The sequence below is a fragment of the Thiohalophilus sp. genome (assembly GCF_034521165.1).
In the GTDB taxonomy this organism is placed as follows: Bacteria; Pseudomonadota; Gammaproteobacteria; order UBA6429; family Thiohalophilaceae; genus Thiohalophilus.
The window spans coordinates 146802-165966 of the sequence record NZ_JAXHMV010000016.1 but is presented as its reverse complement, the minus strand read 5'-3'; the positions used below and the strand labels follow the sequence as shown (position 1 = coordinate 165966).

The 19165-nt window shown below is 52.4% G+C and carries 22 protein-coding genes; 11 read left to right on the top strand and 11 right to left on the bottom strand.

The features are described from left to right. The first annotated feature begins 60 nt into the window (after positions 1–60). Positions 61–561, top strand: coding sequence for a DsrE family protein (locus tag U5K34_RS15315; protein WP_322569275.1), 501 nt, complete (start codon positions 61–63; stop codon positions 559–561). Between the two features lie 375 nt (positions 562–936). Here U5K34_RS15315 and U5K34_RS15310 read toward each other — a convergent pair whose 3' ends face one another. Beyond that, the gene (locus U5K34_RS15310; protein WP_322569274.1) at positions 937–1662 is read right to left on the bottom strand and encodes a VC0807 family protein; all 726 of its coding nucleotides are present in this window, start codon (positions 1660–1662) and stop codon (positions 937–939) included. Positions 1663–1845: 183 nt separating this feature from the next. On the opposite strand from U5K34_RS15310, the gene U5K34_RS15305 reads away from it, so the two are divergent. From U5K34_RS15305 to U5K34_RS15295, 3 genes are all read left to right on the top strand, one after another. Continuing rightward, positions 1846–2544, top strand: coding sequence for an SDR family oxidoreductase (locus U5K34_RS15305; protein ID WP_322569273.1), 699 nt, complete (start codon positions 1846–1848; stop codon positions 2542–2544). 383 nt (positions 2545–2927) lie between these two features. Beyond that, positions 2928–4553, top strand: a complete 1626-nt coding sequence (locus U5K34_RS15300) for an aspartate:alanine exchanger family transporter (RefSeq protein WP_322569272.1) — start codon at positions 2928–2930, stop codon at positions 4551–4553. A 74-nt stretch (positions 4554–4627) separates the two neighbouring features. After that, a complete protein-coding gene (locus tag U5K34_RS15295; RefSeq protein WP_322569271.1) occupies positions 4628–5143 on the top strand; it encodes an MOSC domain-containing protein in 516 nt (171 codons plus the stop codon). 26 nt (positions 5144–5169) lie between these two features. Here the strand turns inward: U5K34_RS15295 and U5K34_RS15290 are convergent, their stop codons facing one another. Then, complete coding sequence (locus U5K34_RS15290; protein ID WP_322569270.1) at positions 5170–5727, bottom strand: hypothetical protein; 558 nt, start codon at positions 5725–5727, stop codon at positions 5170–5172. An 8-nt stretch (positions 5728–5735) separates the two neighbouring features. Next, positions 5736–6248, bottom strand: coding sequence for a phage tail protein (locus tag U5K34_RS15285; RefSeq protein ID WP_322569269.1), 513 nt, complete (start codon positions 6246–6248; stop codon positions 5736–5738). Between the two features lie 344 nt (positions 6249–6592). Here U5K34_RS15285 and U5K34_RS15280 point away from each other — a divergent pair, with 344 nt between their 5' ends. The 3 genes from U5K34_RS15280 to U5K34_RS16260 are packed head-to-tail and all read left to right on the top strand — an operon-like array spanning position 6593 to position 7681. Further along, complete coding sequence (locus tag U5K34_RS15280) at positions 6593–7345, top strand: DUF2189 domain-containing protein (protein WP_322569268.1); 753 nt, start codon at positions 6593–6595, stop codon at positions 7343–7345. Between the two features lie 31 nt (positions 7346–7376). Further along, positions 7377–7499, top strand: a complete 123-nt coding sequence (locus U5K34_RS15275) for a hypothetical protein (RefSeq protein WP_322569267.1) — start codon at positions 7377–7379, stop codon at positions 7497–7499. After that, positions 7499–7681, top strand: a complete 183-nt coding sequence (locus tag U5K34_RS16260; protein ID WP_416224115.1) for a DUF3330 domain-containing protein — start codon at positions 7499–7501, stop codon at positions 7679–7681. Before U5K34_RS15275 ends, U5K34_RS16260 begins: the two co-directional genes overlap by 1 nt. A 201-nt stretch (positions 7682–7882) precedes the next feature. Here U5K34_RS16260 and U5K34_RS16255 read toward each other — a convergent pair whose 3' ends face one another. From U5K34_RS16255 to U5K34_RS15265, 5 genes are all read right to left on the bottom strand, one after another. Then, positions 7883–8032: a lmo0937 family membrane protein gene (locus U5K34_RS16255; protein WP_416224114.1), complete on the bottom strand. Its 150-nt coding sequence runs from the start codon at positions 8030–8032 to the stop codon at positions 7883–7885. Positions 8033–8458: 426 nt separating this feature from the next. After that, positions 8459–8716, bottom strand: coding sequence for a BON domain-containing protein (locus U5K34_RS16250; protein WP_416224123.1), 258 nt, complete (start codon positions 8714–8716; stop codon positions 8459–8461). A gap of 143 nt (positions 8717–8859) precedes the next feature. Then, the gene (locus U5K34_RS16245; RefSeq protein WP_416224122.1) at positions 8860–9003 is read right to left on the bottom strand and encodes a DUF3309 domain-containing protein; all 144 of its coding nucleotides are present in this window, start codon (positions 9001–9003) and stop codon (positions 8860–8862) included. A 104-nt stretch (positions 9004–9107) separates the two neighbouring features. Then, positions 9108–10028, bottom strand: a complete 921-nt coding sequence (locus U5K34_RS15270; RefSeq protein ID WP_322569266.1) for an OmpA family protein — start codon at positions 10026–10028, stop codon at positions 9108–9110. A gap of 42 nt (positions 10029–10070) precedes the next feature. Further along, positions 10071–10421 (bottom strand): DUF4398 domain-containing protein, encoded by a 351-nt coding sequence (locus U5K34_RS15265; protein ID WP_322569401.1) that lies wholly within the window; start codon positions 10419–10421, stop codon positions 10071–10073. 978 nt (positions 10422–11399) lie between these two features. Here U5K34_RS15265 and U5K34_RS15260 point away from each other — a divergent pair. Beyond that, positions 11400–12146 (top strand): Crp/Fnr family transcriptional regulator, encoded by a 747-nt coding sequence (locus U5K34_RS15260; RefSeq protein WP_322569265.1) that lies wholly within the window; start codon positions 11400–11402, stop codon positions 12144–12146. A 97-nt stretch (positions 12147–12243) separates the two neighbouring features. Here the strand turns inward: U5K34_RS15260 and U5K34_RS15255 are convergent, their stop codons facing one another. Together U5K34_RS15255 and U5K34_RS15250 are read right to left on the bottom strand one after the other, a co-directional pair. After that, positions 12244–12477 carry a DUF6316 family protein gene (locus tag U5K34_RS15255; protein ID WP_322569264.1) on the bottom strand — a complete coding sequence of 78 codons (234 nt, stop codon included), beginning with the start codon at positions 12475–12477 and terminating at the stop codon, positions 12244–12246. A 221-nt stretch (positions 12478–12698) separates the two neighbouring features. Continuing rightward, on the bottom strand, positions 12699–13451 hold the full coding sequence (locus tag U5K34_RS15250) for a Crp/Fnr family transcriptional regulator (protein WP_322569263.1): 753 nt from the start codon (positions 13449–13451) through the stop codon (positions 12699–12701). 625 nt (positions 13452–14076) lie between these two features. Between U5K34_RS15250 and U5K34_RS15245 the strand changes: the two genes are divergently transcribed. The 3 genes from U5K34_RS15245 (at position 14077) to U5K34_RS15235 (ending at position 17822) form a co-directional block, all read left to right on the top strand. Beyond that, complete coding sequence (locus tag U5K34_RS15245; RefSeq protein ID WP_322569262.1) at positions 14077–14778, top strand: PEP-CTERM sorting domain-containing protein; 702 nt, start codon at positions 14077–14079, stop codon at positions 14776–14778. A 358-nt stretch (positions 14779–15136) separates the two neighbouring features. After that, on the top strand, positions 15137–15781 hold the full coding sequence (locus U5K34_RS15240) for an adenylate kinase (RefSeq protein WP_322569261.1): 645 nt from the start codon (positions 15137–15139) through the stop codon (positions 15779–15781). A 259-nt stretch (positions 15782–16040) separates the two neighbouring features. Continuing rightward, the gene (locus U5K34_RS15235; RefSeq protein ID WP_322569260.1) at positions 16041–17822 is read left to right on the top strand and encodes a radical SAM protein; all 1782 of its coding nucleotides are present in this window, start codon (positions 16041–16043) and stop codon (positions 17820–17822) included. 237 nt (positions 17823–18059) lie between these two features. Here the strand turns inward: U5K34_RS15235 and mnmH are convergent, their stop codons facing one another. After that, positions 18060–19163 carry a tRNA 2-selenouridine(34) synthase MnmH gene (gene mnmH / locus U5K34_RS15230; protein ID WP_416224121.1) on the bottom strand — a complete coding sequence of 368 codons (1104 nt, stop codon included), beginning with the start codon at positions 19161–19163 and terminating at the stop codon, positions 18060–18062. Positions 19164–19165: the final 2 nt, after the last annotated feature.

Genomic DNA, 19165 nt, shown 5'->3' with positions numbered 1-19165 from the left:
CAGTTGCTCGATAATTGATCTGCAGAACATGCCAAACCAATAAACCTCACGGAATTCATCATGAGAAAATTGTTTCAATACACCTTACTGATTCTGTCACTGGCCCTGGCGGCCAGCCACAGTCATGCCGACAGCAAGATCAACGATCGTGCTGCACTGGGTGATTTGAAAGTCGGTAAGGCGGTGTTTCTGATCGATATTGCCGATGCGAAGAAAATGAATTTCTATCTGGAGGTTATTCAGGGCACCTTCAAGGGTATGCAGGCCCAGGGCGTGACGCCGGATTTTGTGATGGTCTACATTGGCCCCAGCGTGCAATATCTCAGTACCTCACCGAAAGCGGAAATTGCAGACCGACACGGCGCCGTGCTGATGGAAATTGAAAGCAATGTCGAAAAGCTTGCGGCACTGGGCATTGAACAGGAAATCTGTGCCGTGGCAACCGATGCGTTCGGCATTGATAACAACACCCTGCTGTCAGATCTTAACCTGGTCGGTGACGGCTTTATTTCACTGATCGGATACCAGGCACAGGGCTATCACCTGGTGCCGGTCTACTAAACAGGTGATCCGAAAACCCGTTCATTGATCAGGTAGCCTGGATCAAGGAGCAACACGACAGATCCAGTTTTTTTCGGGGTTCAGGTGGAACCGCTTCGCTTGTTCCCCCCTACAGGGGGTGATCGGATATTCGGAACTTTTATTCAGGCCTGGTGGTATCAGAGAGGTAGGTCAGGTTGAGCGCAGCGCAACCTGACATTCTGCGTATCGGCAGGAATGTCACGCAGGCTAATGCCAGCGTGACCTGCAGGATTGGCCAGAGTATAGAGTGTGCATGAATCTGGAACAGTTATTCATGCGAATCGGTAGTACTTCACCCCACGCCTTGCAGCGCCAGAAAAACATTGGTTCCCGAACGTGTCAGGCTCCGATTACTCAGTCCCCAGGCATGGTAATGATTTCTTCTAATGTGTACCCGGTCAGCGTACGAATCGTTCGCCACAGGTAATACAAAATTGCCATCATCATCACCGTTGATGGAATGGCAATGACAGGGTAACTCAGCAGCGTCATCTGTCCCAGTTCCTCGTTGAATGCGGGCGTGCCTGCCGGGCTGATAACAATCCATGTGACCAGCAGGTAGTTCATAACGGCAGAAAACAGGAAGGTGCTGCTCAACAGGTATGTTGCATTGTTCAGTCGGGTGTCAAACAGGTGTTGAGTGCCGAGTTCATGCAGTTTTGTCTCAATCTTCTCGATATTCATAACCCGCGGGTTAAACAGCAATGTCCTGATTAGCGGATAGGGTGTATAGGCGGAGATGAGGATGACGAGTCCAATGAGGCCGGGGATGGCGGCCTCCTTGACGGCCAGCCATTTGGGGCCGAGCTCGAGAAGACCGATGCCGCCGGTGAGCAGGACACTGATCAGGCCGAGCAGTGCGATGAAATTGAATTTCCGGTATTTGAATAATTCAAACGTGCCCCAGCCAAGTGGAAAGGCGAGCGCGATAACCAGGGCGCCGCTGGGTCCCAGATGCTCCGGGTTGCTGAATTTCATCAGGATAACAGACGGGATCAGGATGCTGACCAGCAGGTCGATCATCGGCCTGGGTTTATGCGTGGGGGTGCTCTGCACGCTTGTCGTTGATTCGTTGTCCATCGGGTTCCTGTTGGTTGCGTCTGGCCAGGGTACATATATTAGTGTACGGATGGCCGGTAGTGTACGTCACGAATAGGACCGGGGAAAATCAATTTTGTTCGGGAAAAGGGCGGAATTGCCCGTATCTCGATTTTGCCCGGGGTTTACGGAGCCCGGGATTTATCTTATAGATCGGGTATGGATATGAACTCGATCCTCGTGACGGGCAGCAATCGTGGGCTGGGCCTGGAATGGGTGCGCCAGTATGCCCGGCTGGGCTGGCGGGTGTACGCCACGTGTCGTTTTTTGGAGCAGGCCGAGGAACTGCACAGGCTGGCAAGTGACCATTCGAATGTCTCCCTCCACCCGCTCGATGTGACCCGCTCCGAGCAGATTGAAGCGCTGGCCAGAGAATTGAACGAGGTCGCTATCGATATTCTGGTCAATAATGCCGGTGTTTATTACGAACGTTGGGGCAAGGACAAACTCGGCAGTATTGATTACGACGACTGGCAGCAGACCTTCGCGGTGAACGTCCTGGGGGCCATGCGGGTCAGTGAAGCCTTGCTGGATTCGGTTGCCCGCAGCCGGCGCCGTCTGCTGGTTGGCATCAGCAGCCACATGGGCAGCATCACGGATATCGGCAGTGGCAATGACTACGCCTATCGTTCCAGCAAGGCGGCCCTGAACGCGGCAATGACCGGGTTAGCCCATGAAGTTGCGCCGCGCAAGGTTGGTGTGTTGTTACTGCATCCCGGTTGGGTCCAGACCCGGATGGGAGGCGACTCGGCGCCGTATACACGCGCGGAGAGTGTGCAGGGGATGCGTCAAATCATCGATGATTTCACGTTTGAGCAATCAGGTATATTTCTGCGTTTTGACGGCACCCGAATGCCCTGGTAAGAGCGTAGCCCAACAATAGTCATAGGGGATACATCACGGTTTGATTGACTCTGTGAAGGTAATAATGGGCGATCACGGAAAATCCAGAAAATCAGGCAAAGAATTCGCCAAAATGATGAACTATAATCTGGACTAGGCGGAACAGGATCGTTCGCACATCGCCCAGGATTTGAACCGCAGCCTGAATTAAAGAGGCAAAGCCCGTATCGCGGATTGGCTCATCGCTGTTTGGATTGATCCGGACTGACTGGTTGAATATGATTAAATTTATCTTTTCCAGGCTGTGCCAGTCGCACATCGCCTGGCGAGGTATTCAGTTGCCCGCAAACTGAATACCGCTCACCGGAGTCCGCTGGACTTCGCGCTAATCGGGATCAGGTCCTATGCTGGAAACAGAAGGTGTTGTACCTATTGAGTTCTTCTTCCGCAAGACCGAGCTGATCGTTACCTTTCTGGTCATTCTGCTCGGTGTTGCTTTTGGCAATCTGCGGATCAAGGGAGTCGGTTTTGGCTCGAGCGGCGTTTTGATCGTTGCGATGATTGCCGGCTATTTCTATCAATTCGAGCCTATCGTTATTCTTCAGGATCTCGGTATTGTCCTGTTTTTGCTCTGTGTCGGACTGGAAGCCGGTCCGAGTTTTTTCCGTGCCTTCAAACAGCACGGCAAGCGCTATATTCTCAATGTCCTGATATTGCTGTCCGTTGCCGGTGTTACCGTGGTTGCGATCATTACCATTGCGGCGGTGCCCACGGGCATTGGACTCGGCCTGTTTGCCGGGGCCTTTACCTCCAGTCCAGCGCTGATCAGTGCCTTGCAGTTCAGCCCGGAGAGCGAGGTTATCTTTGGCTACGGCGTCGCCTATCCCTTCGGCCTGTTGGGCGTGATTCTATTTATCACGATTTCCGTAAAATTATTACGCGGGCGAATGGAGGCGGAAGTGCAATCCCGTTCACAAATGCATACCGCGGTGTACAAAGTGAATAACCCTGAATTATCCGGCAAGCTGATACGTGATACCGATATCCTTCAGACGCATAATGTCGTGGTATCCGGGATCCTGCGGGATCTCTCGCTGCGAACGGCAAGCGGGAGTACGGTACTGCTGGTCGGCGATATCGTGCGGCTGGAAGGCCTGACCGAAGACGTGCAAACGGTCGGTGAGATGCTGGGTGAGGAAGTGCAGGAAAAGTTCGATGAGAACTCGGAACTCGACACCCGCTCCATCGTGGTGGAGAACACCTCCATAGTGAATCGTACCCTGAACGATCTGGGTATCCGGCTTAGATATAATATCTCTATCACCCGCGTGATTCGCTCCAATGTTGAATTTGTTCCGCGTCACGATCTCTCGCTGGAATACGGCGATGTCGTCGTCGCGGTGGGAACACCCTACCAGCTCGACCAGCTGGAGCTGTTCCTTGGCCATGAGCACCACACCGTGCAACGGCGGGTGGATATCGGCTCGCTGGCCGCGACGTTGTTTCTCGCCTTTGCCATTGGCGGCCTGATCATCCCGGTGCCGACGCTGGGGCCATTTTCCCTGGGACTCGCCGGTGGGGCACTGGTGGCGGGGCTGATCTTTGGCCACTTCGGGCGGATTGGGAATTTTATCGGGCGCTTCCCACGCAATGCGACAGCCGTGCTGAAAGAATTGGGGCTGGCGCTGTTTTTCGTCCAGGTCGGGTTCGACACCGGACAGAGCTTTGTCGAATCCCTGGATTTTCAGGCCGTTTATTACGCCCTGTACGCGGTGCTGTTCGCCGTGATTCCCATGCTGGCCAGTTTCCTGTTCGGGCACTTTTACATGAAAATCCCGGTCAGCGAGTGTTTTGGTGTCATTTGCGGCGGCATGACCTTTACCCCGGGGCTGGATATCATTCGTCAGGCCGATGTCTCGGAGCGACCGGTCATCGCGTACTCGTCGGTCTACCCGGTCGCCCTCATTCTGGTGATTGCCCTGGTACAGGGGATGCATCTTGCCCTGATCAGCCTCGGTGTTGTTGACTGATAAATCACAAATCACAAATCATAAGTCAGTGTTACACCCGGCTGATGATATATTATTCCAGGACTATCAATATCTTGTCATTGCTTAACAGGCTGTTTTCCCTTCCCCGTCATCGCGCTTTACCGGAACTCAACGCGATCTATATTGCCAGCTCGGCTGGCGCTGAAATGCAGTCTGTCGATCGTATACAGGTGCATGAACAGACCGGTTTGTCCGGTGACCGCTACAGCATGGCCAGGGGGTTCTGGCAAGTTACCGAAGCCTGTCAGGTTACGTTGATCAGCGAAGATGACCTGGATAAAGCCAAAAAGGGCCTGTCAGATAGCCTCCGCGCCAGACTGGATACGGGGCATCATCGCCGCAACCTGGTTATTGGCAATCTCAAAACCCGAGACTTGCAGGACAAGACCATTCGAATAGGCGATGCCATTTTTCGTTACCACAAGCCTCGCCCGCCGTGTGGCTACCTGGATAAGGTTGAAGGTAAGGGGCTTGCAGGCGCTCTTTGGAAAAACAGCGGTATATGTTTGACTGTTGTCAGTGATGGAATGATCGCGGTCGGAGATCGCGTCAAGATTGTGCGCTCTTAAGGAGCAGAATTTTCTTGTCCTGAGTACTATAAATGAATCAGGGACGTTAAGGAGTTGGCGCTGGTCTTACGATACTTTCTGTAATTTTCCAACGCGGCCTTACCCTGTGGGTTACCGCTTAACTCTGACTCGCCCAGCACGCGGAGTGACAGATCAGCTGTTGCATGCAAGGGCGTTAATTGAGCATTGTGCACAAGTTCTTTTATATTGAGCCGAACTATTCGAACCGGAATGCTCCGCTCACCATATGAGAGCACCATTACTCGCTGCAGTTTCGGACCCAACCTCCCCAGTATGCCAGGTAGACGTATTAACTTGTCCTGTTCGGCGACATATTCTTCCAGTGCTGCCAGTAACGGGTAAATGCCATGTTCTATGGCCTGGGGATTATTATCCGACAGGCCATGCATTATATTGAAGATCAGACGCAGGCGGATGGTTTCAGTGATTTTCTTGTTTTTTTCAGAGTAGCTCTGTACTCGTGTCATGCTCTCAGGATTGAACTGAAAGATAAACGGTTCGGGCAAGTCCCGGGAATTGCCCAGGAAATGCAAAGAGGCTTTCGAAAGGTTGGCGGAAGGCATCGGCTGGCTCAGGTACTCGTTTCAGTGGGTTCGGTGACGGATGTGTCACGTTCCCAACCCTCATGTTGTAACGTGAGTGACTCGATGGCGATGGCAGGTTCATTCGCATCAAGATCCGGCAAAGCCTGATAGTTGCTGACCCAGCATCGATATATCTTGTAGGCCAGCACAATCTGGCCAGCTTCGTTCATAACCTCGAGCACGAGATCCTTGCGAAAATCTGCCAGGGACACCTCGCTGCCCGATCCCGCGCCCAGGTGCCATACCTTGTTCGCCCATTTTTCGAATTCCGTGTCGTGAGTTACCCCCCGTTCAAGAGTGATAGGCTCAAAGGTTGTAAATCCGGGCATACGGCGCGTGAGGTTGGGCTCGCCACCCTGGCGCCACTCAATGACTTCCGTATTGCGTTTTAAGCTACTGATTTTGCTGACACCAGCGACATAACGTCCATCCCATTTGATGCGAAATTTAAAGTTTTTGTAAGGATCAAAGCGGTGTGTGTTTACGCTGAATTCTGCCATTTCCGACTCCCTGCCTGGCGTTTTCTGGTCTGACGACAAGTGTCCAGTATATTGTGATTCAAACATTAAAAAAAACCGGTGAGACAACAATTATTACTAATATAGCCGGTTGCTAATATTCGGCTAAAAGGGGCCGCCAGCTAACGCGTTTACTTAATGAAAAGTAAGCCGTCGGGTCCGTATGACCTGGCCCCTGGCATGGTGTATGCCGAGACAGGTCTTACAGGGCTTTGCCCCTGCTTTTCATGGTTTTTTCCGCTCGCGGGATCCTGGCCTGATGCCTGCGAAAAGCGGTTGTGCCTACTATACTGGGATCAGGTGGTACGGGTATCCGGAGGTGCAGGATGAAAACAGCAGATTCAGTCAAGAATGATTCTCCGATCTACGCAGCTTGTCACTCCCTGACGTCCAGGGCGCCGTTCGGGTGGCTGAAAAAAGGCTGGCAAGACTTCCGGCGCGCGCCCTGGCACAGCCTGGTCTACGGTGTGATATTCGCGGCAATCGGTTGGTTACTTGTTTCTTTAGCCTGGACCAGTGAGAGTTATTTGCTGGTTGCACTGTTTATCTGTCTGCTGGTAGTGGGGCCCGCACTCGCATTTGGCCTCTACGATATAAGCCACCAGCTCGAGAAAAACCACGAGCCGAGTTTTCGTCACGAGCGTAGCAAGGCTTTTCTTGAAATGGGGCACGAGCTCATGCTGGCGCTGTTGCTGAGCCTGATGTTCATGTTCCTGCTCATCCTAGTTTCGATTGTGATGAATGTTGTGACGATATCCGGGCAGTCGGCGGCTTCTGCGGCGGTGCCGCTGTCTAATACAGGGTTCCTTGTCGTTGCGGTTATTTTCGGCGGCCTGCTGTTTGGTGCCAGCTCATTTGCCTTGCCGATGATTCTGGACCGGGATGCCGATGCCATGACGGCAATCACAACAAGCTTTCATGCGGTGTGGCGAAACAAGTCGGCTCTGGCACTCTGGGCCTTGCTGATTCTGGCACTGACAGCAATCGGATTCGCGACGGCACTGATAGGCTTCGTGCTCATCGCGCCGGTACTCGGTTATGCTACATGGCACGCATACCGTGAAACGATCATTACATAATATTCAGAAAGAGGATGTTTTGACCGCGGTCGTGGAAGATGCCCTGAAAGAAGGCTATCCTGTACTCATGATTGAGGCGAGGGACAAAGCGGAAGCGGAAGATGCGTATAAACTGATGCAATCCACGATGCGTATCGATGAGGTGAAATACTGATGTCGAAAAAGCCCGGCAGCCCGGAACAGGCTTCGTTACCGGAAAAAGTCAGTTGTACTGTGTGCCGGAAGGAGGTTCCTCGCGTCGACGCTCTGAAGGATGAGGGTGAAGAATATATACGCTGGTTCTGTGGGCTCGATTGCTATAACCAATGGCGACAGGATGAAAATGAAAATAGCTGAAATGTAGCTCAAGACAGATTTACTTCTGCTGGAGTTACAAAGACTTGAACTTTTGCAATACAGGATGGAGTAACGGGGCCTGGACAAACACCGAGAAAAATACCTCCGTAGGTGATGGGCTGGATCGTGTACCAGGAATAGCCGCTGCCACGAATCACCTGTGTATAGCATTCTGCGCCAGGCTGTATGGAAAAAACAGGGTCATAATATGCGTCGACCTTGAATAACACGCAGCACTATCACCACGAGCGCAATAACCAAAAGTATGTGAATCAGACCGCCCATGGTGTACGAGGAAACCAGTCCCAGTAACCAGAGGATAATCAATATAACCGCAATAGTTTCAAGCATTGATGTCGCTCCTGTAGATGCTGTGAAGGAAAACAATTACTTCTTTTTGGCCTTTTCAGAAATATGTGTACTTCTCGCCGGTTTATCGAACTTCTCATCAACCTTTTCTGTGGCTGGGTTGCTGCCCAGAAAGTCAAAATAGTGGAATAAAATCAACATGCCTATGAACAGGGCTGTATTGATTATGTGGCAAGTTTCAGTGTGAAAACCACCATTCTGGCGTCGATAGATTAAAGGTAGGGGAAACTCCGGGCAATATCTGTGTGATAGCTAACATAGCCTATGGAGGAATGGGCGAGCCTTCACCCTGAAGCAGGTGAGAAGCGGGTGTCACGTTCTTCAGATCCGGTTATTACAACGGCCGGCAAAGCCGGGCTTTGAGTTTTTGGCGATTATTGCGCGGAACGCGCGTGCGATATGTTTTTGTTACTTGACCAGCATGTCGTTCTTGACTGACTTTACCCCTTTAACACCACGTGCAAGGCTGACAGCCTTGTCGATGTTCGCTTGCGATCTGATAAATCCGCTTAATTGCACAATACCTTTGAAGGTTTCCACGTTGATCTCAGCTGACTTCAGTGTAGGCTCGTTGAATATGGCAGTCTTAACCTTGGTGGTGATAAAAGTATCGTCAATATATTCGCCTGTTCCTTCCTTTTTTTCGGTTGGTGCGCAACCAAGTATGGATAAAAAATAATGCTCAGTATGAGCGTTGAGAAATTTTTGTTTATATTTTTCATGAAAATCTCCTTGATATAATTAAACAATTAAGTTTTAAGGTAAGGTTTTAATGTAGTTCATTGCATGATCACGCTTTGCATGGTGCATTATATTTCCTGCCTTGACATCAGGGCCGGAAAGATTATTAATGTCGCGCCGAGCAAGCCGTTTGGTACATAGGCCAGATTTCGACTATGAGAGCAATTTCGAAACACAACAATCAATGGTGGCTCAACGATAGTTAATAGTATGGTTTCTGATGTATCCGGTCCTTCTCAAGGCAATCTAGCCATACTAATAACGGAGGACTTAACCTCCGTCTTTAGTCGCAAGCCGTCAAGACATCAGTGTATCGTTACTGTTGTTGGGGAAGTACGATTTCCACGCGCCGATTTGATTGACGACCAGCGGCTGTCGTGTTGGTGGCAACAGGGTTTGCCTCACCAAAGCCACGTGTGCTGATGCGATTTCTGTCGACGCCCATATTTAACAGGCTGTCGCGCACAGCCATGGCGCGTTTTTCAGAGAGCGACTGGTTGAAACTACTTTCGCCCGTACTATCGGTATAACCCTCTATCACCGCAGTGCGTTCCGGGTAAGCCTTGAGAAAATCCGCGAGCTTCTTCAAACTGTTGATGCTGCTGTCTCTAAGCTCCGCCTTGCTTGTGTCGAATAATACGTCACCAAGCGTAATCACCATACCGCGTTCGGTCTCCCGGGCATTCAACTCCTTGAGTTCTTCCTCCATCTGGTGGATTCTGACGTTGGCAGAGTCAGTTTCCGCAACTTGTGCCTCAAGCCTTTGCCTGCTACTTTCAGTCTGGGCCTGAGATACTTCTAACGCGGTTTCCTGCCTTTCAGCCCTTTCTTTCGCGGTCTTTACCTGCTGCCTGGCGGAATCGGCCTCTGTCGTGCGTAGTTCAAGGCGGATTTTTTCTCTTTCCGTGCTAATATTGGCAACTGCTTTCTCGGCTACCTTCATTTTGGCGGTTTCCTGTGCAATCGCAACTTTCTTTGCGGCAACATAGGCGAGATGATCCACGACCTCCTGATCTTCACCCTTGCGTTGAGCGTCGGTGGCTTTATCCAACGCATCCCCCGCCTGTTGCAACTCGATGGCCGCGTAATTAGTGACATCCGGGTCGCCCTGCGCCTGGGCATAGTCGCTGCTGGCCATATCTAACACTGCGTGTTTTTCAGGCTGAGTGCTGCATGCCGAGAGCACACTACCGGTTAGCAGTATGATCGGGAATAGAAATTTCATATTCATGTCCATAATTGTTTCCTTTACGTTACTTCTTGGTGACGTGATTCTGTTTCAACGGGTAGTCCGATTAAGCTCTTCTCGGAGGACACGGTTTGATTGCTCTGCGTCCTGGAGTGCCTTCTGTGCCCTGGCTAACCCGGCCTTTGTTTCAGCTAGCCTGGCGTCGACCTGAGCCTGCTCAGCGAGACGTTTGGCGAGAGCATAATTCTCCTCAGCCATTGCCTGTTCCGCGCGAGTCAGTTTCTCCGTGGCGGACCTGAGCTCCATTGGCGCATATTCGTTACCGCCGCTTCTGGTTGCGGATGTGACGGCTGCTTTTGAAACGGCGATCTGTTCCGTCGGAACCGGTGTGCTTGCGCAACCCGCAACCCCGGCTATAAGTATCGCGGAAACGACAAGCATCACCGGTAGACGGGCCCAGTTTCTTGTCTGATTAGAACTAGAGTTATTGAAAATATTCATAAACTTATCCATCCGTTGAGGTTGACTATATTCGATCGCCGGTGACTACTTGACTGTATAACTGATTTATTTTTCGGCGCCTTCATCTTTCATTGTTGCCTATCTGCTGGTGTTGCTGGCGAAAATACTGTCTGCATCCTGACTTCGATTCTGGTGAAATTGATATACAGGCTAGCCACAGTATTGGGCACGGTCTGTACGGTTCCATACATAACGCGTGCGTCCGGGAACGTTTAGTCTTCCTGTAAATGCCATGATAAAATTATTGATATCGATGCCGTGACATGACCATGCATGGTTACCGCCACTTCCTCCCTGTTGACGAGCGCAATCCGTGGCATTTAGCTTGCATACAGGAACGACGATTGTCTGGACGCGCCATGTACGTCACACAGGTGGTGCTTAACAATCAGATGACAAAGGGCGACCAGGAACCGTGTGGCTCACCAGGTACCCACAGAGTGGGTGCTCTCCATAACCATTTGGCATCGGGTTTTTACCATCAGCTGTTTTTCTTCCGTGCAATCGTTTGTCAACAGCCTCAGTGCTGTATATTGAGCATTCCAGGTGGGTTTCGCTGTGATGCAATATTTCGACTGGTTGCTCTGTTGTTGCGGCGTGAACGTTATCATTCCCGATAGTATGTTGTTTGACACCTCATGTTACTATTTTGCGCGCCTGAGACAGGGCTCTCTGTTCGATATCGCACATAACTGTAGCAATACAATGTCCGGCATGACCGCCTCGTCATTACCGCAGTAATACTTGCGTTTTAAAGCTGTGTTCTGCTATGAAAATTCTATGTTTTGTGCGCTGTGTTCGTTAACGTACATCTGTTTGAATGGAATTCTGTTTACATTCACAAATTAGTACGCTACAAGACAAGCAACTAATCTTCGAAATTAAAACCGTTTTCCCATGAACCTTGCGGAAGCTCGAATGCCCCACAAAAGGCGCGCCCCTGAAACCAATAGTCTGCTTGAAGCGTTACCCCAAAAGGACCGGCGGCATTTCCTGGCGGGTTGCGAGACAGTCGAGCTTGTTCTCTCCGAAGTGCTCTGTGAACCCGGCGAGTCTGTCCGCCATGTTTACTTTCCTACCGACAGCTACATTTCTCTGGTGAAGCCGATCGATGGTCACTTCGGTCTGGAGGTGGCGCTGGTGGGCTATGAAGGCATGCACGGGATTGCCCTGGCACTTGGAGTCGATATTTCACAGTCGCATGTGCTGGTGCAGGGTGCTGGCCACGCGCTGCGCATGGCCGCCGCGCCGTTTCGCCGCGAGCTCCGCCTTAGCCCGGCTCTGCAAAAGCTGTTGAACCGCTACATCTATGTGTGTCTGTGCCAGCTGGAACAGACGGCCGCCTGCACGCGCTTTCATGTCGTCGAGGCACGGCTCGCCCGCTGGCTGTTGATGACGCACGATCGTACGTTCTCGGATGAGTTGCATATCACCCATGAATTTCTCGCCTTCATGCTGGGTGTGCGCCGGGTCGGGATCACCAAGGCGGCGGGTTCATTACAGAAACGCAAGCTGATCCGCTACAGCCGGGGGATAATCACGGTACTCGACCGCCGCGGCCTTGAAACTGCTTCGTGTGATTGTTATTGGGCCGACAGGACCACCTATGATCACGTCATGGGCAGAGAAACTGCCAGACATTGAGGACCGGGAAGGTCTGCACGCTACAGCCTTTCAGGATACTTTTATGCCCTACGGTCAGGATCGGTGCTCGTCCATTACGGGATATGAAGTACGGTCATTAGTAGTGCAGGTACTTGAGTTGTTCGCGGCCCTCTTGCAGTTGTTTCTCAAAAGCAAGCTGGTCATTAATGTATTCTATCAATGCCTGTCTGGCCGCTGACTGGGTCGGGTAGGGCCCTTGATCCGGCCCACGACGAATCGCAAACCACCACTCGTCTGCAATGTTATAAAACCGCTCACTCCGAGGCTGAACGGCATCCATTTCTCCATGACGATTAAGAAACTGGTGCATATCCGGCCTCCTTAACATCGAGCGACTACTGAATGGTTGGCCATCCGTGGCCCGTTGCGTATAGAACTACGCGTCCAAAATCAATCGGCCGGGCCGGGTCATTGACTCGTGCCGCCAGCCCTGTAAATACTCATGGGCACAAGTGTAGCCGGAAGGTATAAGGTTGCTCTGTACGACACCGAACATTGCATATGCAGGCAGCAGGACAGTTAGCGGCCGGTTTACTGGTGGGGTGTGCGAACAGGGACATAATGCAACAGGCGATCCGTTTCCTTTTTAACCACTTCATAGCACTCACAGCTGAGTTGCTCCAGTCTGGGCCTATCCAGGACAATGATATGACCCCGCTTATATTCGATTACCCCTGCGCGTTGTAATTTCCCTGCTGCTTCGGTCACGCCCTCACGGCGCACTCCCAACATGTTTGCTATCAGTTCCTGGGTCATGGACAGCGTATTCGTCGTCAATCGGTCCAACGACAACAATAACCAGCGGCATAATTGCTGATCAATCGTGTGGTGCCGGTTACACACGGCTGTCTGTGCCATTTGCGTAATCAGTGATTGTGTATAGCGAAGCAACAGATTGTGAAAATCGCCCTGTCGTCTGAATTCCTCTTTCAATTTTTTCCCTGGTAATTGATACGCGCTCCCTGCGCTTTGCACTATGGCCCGGCTGGGTGTACTTTCCCCTCCCATAAACAGGGCAATACCGAGTATGCCTTCATTACCCACAACAGAAATTTCCGCCGAAGCACCGCTTTCCATTACATAGAGTAATGACACAATTGAATCTGTGGGGAAATAGACATACCGCATGGCATCGCCGGATTCATACAATGATTCACCCAGTGGCAATTTGATCGGTTCAAGATGTGGGAAAATACTCTGCCTAACATCTTCCGGCAAAGCTGCAAGCAGGTGATTCTGTTCTGGTGAGGTCTGAGGTGGTTTGTCCGCACTTGTCTCATGCATTGTCGATACAGCCTCCCTCTGTTGTTAAGTCTTGTCTTTCAAATTATAGCAGAGAGTCATTACTTTTATGTTCTATAGCGTACATATAATTTACAGGCCGTTTTGAAAAGACCCTCCTCAACGAGTGCGGTTCGACCTGCAATATCAGCTTACTTTATAGTCGTTTATCGGCTCTGCTGAATTGGCTTTTCCCTTGGCCTTCTTTTCGACAACATCTCTGTGACGCCGCCAATACATTCTCTTTTGTCTGGCAGCGTTGCCCTCGGCGGGGCAGGCTCTCGGGCAGACGATTGAAGGCCTCGTGTGCCATCTTGTTTTTGAGATGAGTGTGTTTTTGAGGACAACATCGGACTTTGATGCTCGCAATGACTTTGAGTGGCCCACGCCATGGCGTAAATACTCCACTGTGACGGGAAAAATCAACAAGGTTACGGATTTATTTCTGTTAGCGTGAAAAATAAATCTGTCCTGATTTACAGGTGTCGAAAAACTTAACACTTTTTCAGGTAATGGTGAGTAGGTGATATTAAGCTACTGATTCATCGCCATTAATTCCTTTGGCATGTGATTTGCCTGTCTAGATTAGGAAAGAATGATAAACAGTTGTTTCAGCCGGAGTTATGATATGAAGTTACGCAGCATTTCACGCAATTTTCCGACCGCATTCACATTGATACTGACCTGTACCCTGCTTCCGGGGTTTTCGTTAGCTAGTATTATCGGTGGCGTAGAGTTTCCTCAAGGTGAAATTTCCTTTGCCGATTCGGTAGTGTCATACACACCCGATGCATCAGGTGGACCTGTGCCTTCCGCCGCCAACAGTGAAGCGACTAATGCTCTGGGTATACCGGAAGTGCCTGGCAATACCTCGATCGGTGCCTGTTCCGGGGATCCTGCAGATTGCCCGTTTGTCTCGCTGGGAAGAGGAGGTAGTCTTGTCCTGGAGTTTGTTGACAATGCCTTGACGGGGAGCGACAACTCCGACCTGGATCTCTGGATCTTCGAAGTCGGTCCAGATGTTGAAGACACCTATGTAGATATCAGCACTGACGGCAGTGACTGGTTTTCTGTCGGCAAGGTTTTTGGCACAACCTCGGGAGTTGATATCGACAACTTCGGTTTCGGCTCGTCAGATTTATTCAGTTACATCCGCCTGACTGACGATTACAACGAAGGAGGAACCTCGGGTGCGAGTGTCGGGGCAGATATCGACGCCGTGGGTGCCATCAGCACTGTTCCCGTCGCGGTCTCCGAACCTGCCAGCCTGTTACTCATCGGGCTCGGCTTCATCGGTCTGGGTGCGGCGACCCGCTCGCGCAAAGTGTAATCCGGTAAGTCAGTTATAAATAAACAGGGCCGATGGCTGATCCAGGTAATTGGAACGACTGCCGGCTCTGTTACCATTCTTAAATAAATAGACGTATCCCATGCCAATACCTGTCAGATCTGACTGAACCAGAAAATAAAAGAGATCGGTGACAAATACGCCTCATTATCAATTGCGGCGAGCTTATCTTAGGTTGACCAATTTTTAACCACATGTTACTCGAGATAGGCTGCCAAAGCCATTTCCAGGCTCCAGTTTATTGAGTGCTAAAAAAATTTATTTGGCACTTCAGCCCAATTTATGAAATAACCCTCCCCTGATTCTGACTTACCAATAACTCGAGACAAGGGGAAACATAGTGAAACTGATTCTGTTAGGCGCGCCGGGTGCTGGCAAGGGCACCGTAGCCAATATGCTGAGTGAGATGGACGGCTCTGTACAAATTTCCACCGGCGACATTCTGCGCGCGGCGGTCAAGGAGGGCACCGAGCTGGGCAAGGAGGCCGAGGGCTATATGAAAGCCGGCGACCTGGTACCGGATGAGCTGATCATGGGGATCATGAAAGAGCGCCTGAAGGAAGATGACTGCAAAAACGGCTATCTGCTGGACGGATTCCCGCGCACCATTCCCCAGGCGGAACAGCTCAAGACCGTGCTGGAAGAGATGGGTGAAAAACTGGACGCGGTGGTCGACCTGGATGTGCCGCGCGAGGTACTCCTCGATCGTCTGACCACGCGCCGGACCTGCACCCAGTGCAACGCCATCTACAACGTCAAGAGCAAGCCGCCCAAGGTCGAAGGCGTCTGTGACGAGTGTGGCGGACCGGTCGTGCAGCGCGATGACGAAACCGAGGAAGCGATTGCCAGCCGGCTGGATACCTATAAAGAGAAGACCGCGCCGCTGGCGGGTTTCTATGAGAAGGAAGGCATGCTGATGCGCATCAATGCCACTTCCAGTGACGACGTCGTCGCTGCCATCAAAGACAAGTGCGGGCTCGCATAACGATCTTGTTATAACCTATACCGGGGTCAGAATACTGAATGAACCGCGTTGCGGTGCTATCCGGTTCTGATCCCGATTAACTCCCCCATCGCTTCACCGCTGTTTTTCATGATTCCCTGATCCTGCCCGGGTTCGGGCGCCGCTGTGTGGGCGATCATGCCACGCCCGAAAACATCACAAACTGTGCGGGAAAAGGCCGTTCAGAGGCATGTGATGTATAATCAGTCATTTCCGATTTGATGAATCGACAGGACATCTCATGGCGTCAGTCAGCGGTAGTGCAATAGAACGCAAGGGTGTGGACGGCGTTGCCGTGGTCAGCGGGGGTGGCAAGGTCGCCAGCGAAGCGGATCAGGCGTCGCTGCTGCCGGTGTATCTGGCCACGATGCGCCAGCGCTTCAAGGACGAGGTCAATCGGCTCACGACCGGCGGCGCCATGCGCCAGATGCTGGCCGCGCAGCCCGAGGCCGCGGAACTCAGCTTTCCCATGGCCTACCTCTATGCCTGGCACTGGTTGCGGCATAACGTCCACGAGAACTATCGCGCGTCGGTGCTGGAGACCTTCCGCGGTCCCCGCTTTGGTTTTCTCATGGACCTGCTGCTGTGCGACAGTGCCGAGCAATTCGTGCGCGGTTATGTCCGCCACTGGCGTGAGCATCCGGCCGATGGCCAGAAACAATACCAGGAGTTTCAATCCCTGCTGAGAGCCCGCGAAGAGGATGCCGAGCAGCTGATTCAGGACATCCTGGCTATATGGCATGGCCTGGGACTGTTTACCCAGACCTACATGGTCGAATTCAAAAACGTGGCTCGCGAGGAACGCGAACGCTATGCGGGCATGTTGGGCCCGGAAGATGAGCAACGGCTGGCCCTGGTGGATGCTCTGCCGGATGAATTGCAGGGTGTGTCGCCGCGCTACGACAAGCTGGGAATTATCCCCGCCATGGGTTGCCCGCAGACCTGCCGCCACTGCATGTTTACCTGGCGCCCGCCGCGCGGCAAGAATGAGGACCCGAATCAGGTCTTCGACCTGGTGGACCGGCATACCGACAGCGTGTTGTTTACCGGCGGCGACCTGACCCGACAGCTGGATCATTTTTACGCGGCCATCCGCCGGATGCGTCACATCAAGAACTTTGCCCTGCTCCTCAATGGCGATTTTGCCGACACTCCTGAAATCACCAACGAGGTACTGGGCAAGATGGCCGAGGCTATCGATGCCCGTCCCAAGAAATGGGCCGCGGCAAAAGTCCTGTTGCAAATCAGTTTCGATGAGTTTCACAACGAAGTTTACGTCGACAAGCAAGGCTTGCTGGCCGAGCGCATCCCTGTTTCCAAAATCGCCAATATCGTCGAGTGCTATCCACGTTATTCCAGTCAAATCCAGCTGGCGTTGTTGCACAAGCAGACGGCGATGAATTTCTCGCAGGATGTGTTGCAAAAAGGGGTGTTCGCCCGCCTGGCGCAGGAGCTGGGCAAGCGCGGTTACCGGGTGCAGGTGCAGGATGTGAAGAGCTCGCCGCGTCTGAAACGCAATCCCAAATCCCCGGAGCAGTTACAACAGGTATTGAAGGATGCCACCTTTGTGCTCGACAAATACCCGGATAGCCCGGTTCTGCTGACCAGTTCCACCATCGATGGTTACGGGCGCGCGGCGCTGCTGGAGGAGTGGGAGACGGTGAAGGAGAAGGACCTGCTGCAACAGGTGCTCACCGAGGGCCCGCCCCGGGGCGAGTCGTTCGATATCGATATGATGTTGTGGTTCAACGGCTGGGTGACGCTGTTCAATGCCGTGCACATCTGCCTGGGTGATCTGTACCGGGATGGTATGCCGACAATCATGGCGCGGCAGCGCAAGGATCCGTTAACCCAGGCCCTGCACAACTTCGATCGCCGGTTGCTCGATTACTATGCCGAGCTACGCGACGATCTGCAGAACAAGATTGATGCGGCGACCGGACCGCACCATCTGTTTCACGCTCTCACCGAAGAAGGCGAGGTCAGGCTGTACATGACCCGGCGGTTGCTGGAGCACGCCTGAGTCAACCTCCCGGTTCGCGTTCACCGTGCGCAGGGTGGGCTCGGGTAAACCGAACCACCCGCAACGGGCAATCAGGTGACAATACGATGAAGACATTTCTGATCATTTTCGGGCTGGCATTGCTTTTTCTGATCGGCTCTGCAAGTGCCCTGCGTTATTTTGATCGCGGGTCCGGGAAAAAGAATAAGCAAGATAAATGACGGGCATTGAAGGCAGTCAATGCCTTGAAGAGATGATTCAGACGATTTGATACCGGGTCTTGAGAAATTCCAGTACATCGCTTTCGCCGCCGTGGAATATGATTCGTTTCTGCTTGTTGTTGATTTGGTGGGTATACATCGGGTCGTAGTACTCGACCAGTAATATCTCGATCCAGTCCCTGTGGCCTTCGGGATTGCCCGCTTCGTGTTGTTGCAGGGCGTTGTCCAGCAATGTTTTGAGCTGTTTGTGGCGAACACCGCCCAGGCGACGCTGGATCTTGTCGATGCTGTCCGACAGCTTTTGTGACCACTGTTGAAAGCCCTGTGACTCGCCGTGGACGGACTGATACCTGCTCAGATCATCGGTGATGTATTCCTGGAAAATAAGCTCGATGCGCTCGGCCAGGTCGGCCTCCAGTAATATAATCGGGGCATGTTGCATCCGGGCGTGCAGACTTTGCGGCAGGTGACGATGCCCGATGTTGGCACTTTCATCCTCCAGCAGCAGGCGCGTGTGTCCCCGGTCGATGGCCTTGATCAGGGCAATGGACAGCGCGTTTTCGATGTCGATTTGGGTTGGCTGGGGCGTAACGTGATTGCCGAATACCGAGCCACGGTGATGATAGAGCCCTTCCAGATCGAGCATGTTCGGTAGCTTTTGCAGCAGGCGGGTCTTGCCCGCGCCGGTCTGGCCGCTCAGGATGACCGGCTCGATGCGGTTGATCGAAGTTTCCAGCTCGTCGATAAGGAAGCGGCGCATGGCCTTGTAGCCGCCCTTGACCCGGGGATAGACGAGGCCGGTGCGCTCGTAGATCCACTGTTGCGAAATCTTCGAGCGCAGGCCGCCGCGGAAACAGTACAGGACCCCGTCCGGGTGTTGCCTGAAATAGTCTGCCCAGCGATCAACACGCTGCTGCTTGACCTCACCCTGGACCAGTTCATGGCCCCGTTGCACGGCCTCGTCCTGACCCCGTTGTTTGTAGCGAATGCCCACGTCGTGGCGCTCCGCATCGTTCATCAGCGGCAGGTTCTCGGTATACGGGAAGGCGCCTTGCTGGAATTCCACCGGGGCGCGGACATCCATCAGCGGGGTGCTGTTGAGAAACAGGGCGCGGTAATCGTCGGTCTGCGGGAAGTCCATGA

Excerpts from the sequence above, each read along its gene's own strand:
- U5K34_RS15315 (WP_322569275.1), top strand. The coding sequence starts at position 61 with ATGAGAAAATTGTTTCAATACACCTTACTGATTCTGTCACTGGCCCTG.
- U5K34_RS15310 (WP_322569274.1), bottom strand. The coding sequence starts at position 1,662 with ATGGACAACGAATCAACGACAAGCGTGCAGAGCACCCCCACGCATAAA.
- U5K34_RS15305 (WP_322569273.1), top strand. The coding sequence starts at position 1,846 with ATGAACTCGATCCTCGTGACGGGCAGCAATCGTGGGCTGGGCCTGGAA.
- U5K34_RS15300 (WP_322569272.1), top strand. The coding sequence starts at position 2,928 with ATGCTGGAAACAGAAGGTGTTGTACCTATTGAGTTCTTCTTCCGCAAG.
- U5K34_RS15290 (WP_322569270.1), bottom strand. The coding sequence starts at position 5,727 with ATGCCTTCCGCCAACCTTTCGAAAGCCTCTTTGCATTTCCTGGGCAAT.
- U5K34_RS15285 (WP_322569269.1), bottom strand. The coding sequence starts at position 6,248 with ATGGCAGAATTCAGCGTAAACACACACCGCTTTGATCCTTACAAAAAC.
- U5K34_RS15280 (WP_322569268.1), top strand. The coding sequence starts at position 6,593 with ATGAAAACAGCAGATTCAGTCAAGAATGATTCTCCGATCTACGCAGCT.
- U5K34_RS16260 (WP_416224115.1), top strand. The coding sequence starts at position 7,499 with ATGTCGAAAAAGCCCGGCAGCCCGGAACAGGCTTCGTTACCGGAAAAA.
- U5K34_RS16255 (WP_416224114.1), bottom strand. The coding sequence starts at position 8,032 with ATGCTTGAAACTATTGCGGTTATATTGATTATCCTCTGGTTACTGGGA.
- U5K34_RS15270 (WP_322569266.1), bottom strand. The coding sequence starts at position 10,028 with ATGGACATGAATATGAAATTTCTATTCCCGATCATACTGCTAACCGGT.
- U5K34_RS15265 (WP_322569401.1), bottom strand. The coding sequence starts at position 10,421 with ATGCTTGTCGTTTCCGCGATACTTATAGCCGGGGTTGCGGGTTGCGCA.
- U5K34_RS15260 (WP_322569265.1), top strand. The coding sequence starts at position 11,400 with ATGAACCTTGCGGAAGCTCGAATGCCCCACAAAAGGCGCGCCCCTGAA.
- U5K34_RS15255 (WP_322569264.1), bottom strand. The coding sequence starts at position 12,477 with ATGCACCAGTTTCTTAATCGTCATGGAGAAATGGATGCCGTTCAGCCT.
- U5K34_RS15250 (WP_322569263.1), bottom strand. The coding sequence starts at position 13,451 with ATGCATGAGACAAGTGCGGACAAACCACCTCAGACCTCACCAGAACAG.
- U5K34_RS15245 (WP_322569262.1), top strand. The coding sequence starts at position 14,077 with ATGAAGTTACGCAGCATTTCACGCAATTTTCCGACCGCATTCACATTG.
- U5K34_RS15235 (WP_322569260.1), top strand. The coding sequence starts at position 16,041 with ATGGCGTCAGTCAGCGGTAGTGCAATAGAACGCAAGGGTGTGGACGGC.
- mnmH (WP_416224121.1), bottom strand. The coding sequence starts at position 19,163 with ATGGACTTCCCGCAGACCGACGATTACCGCGCCCTGTTTCTCAACAGC.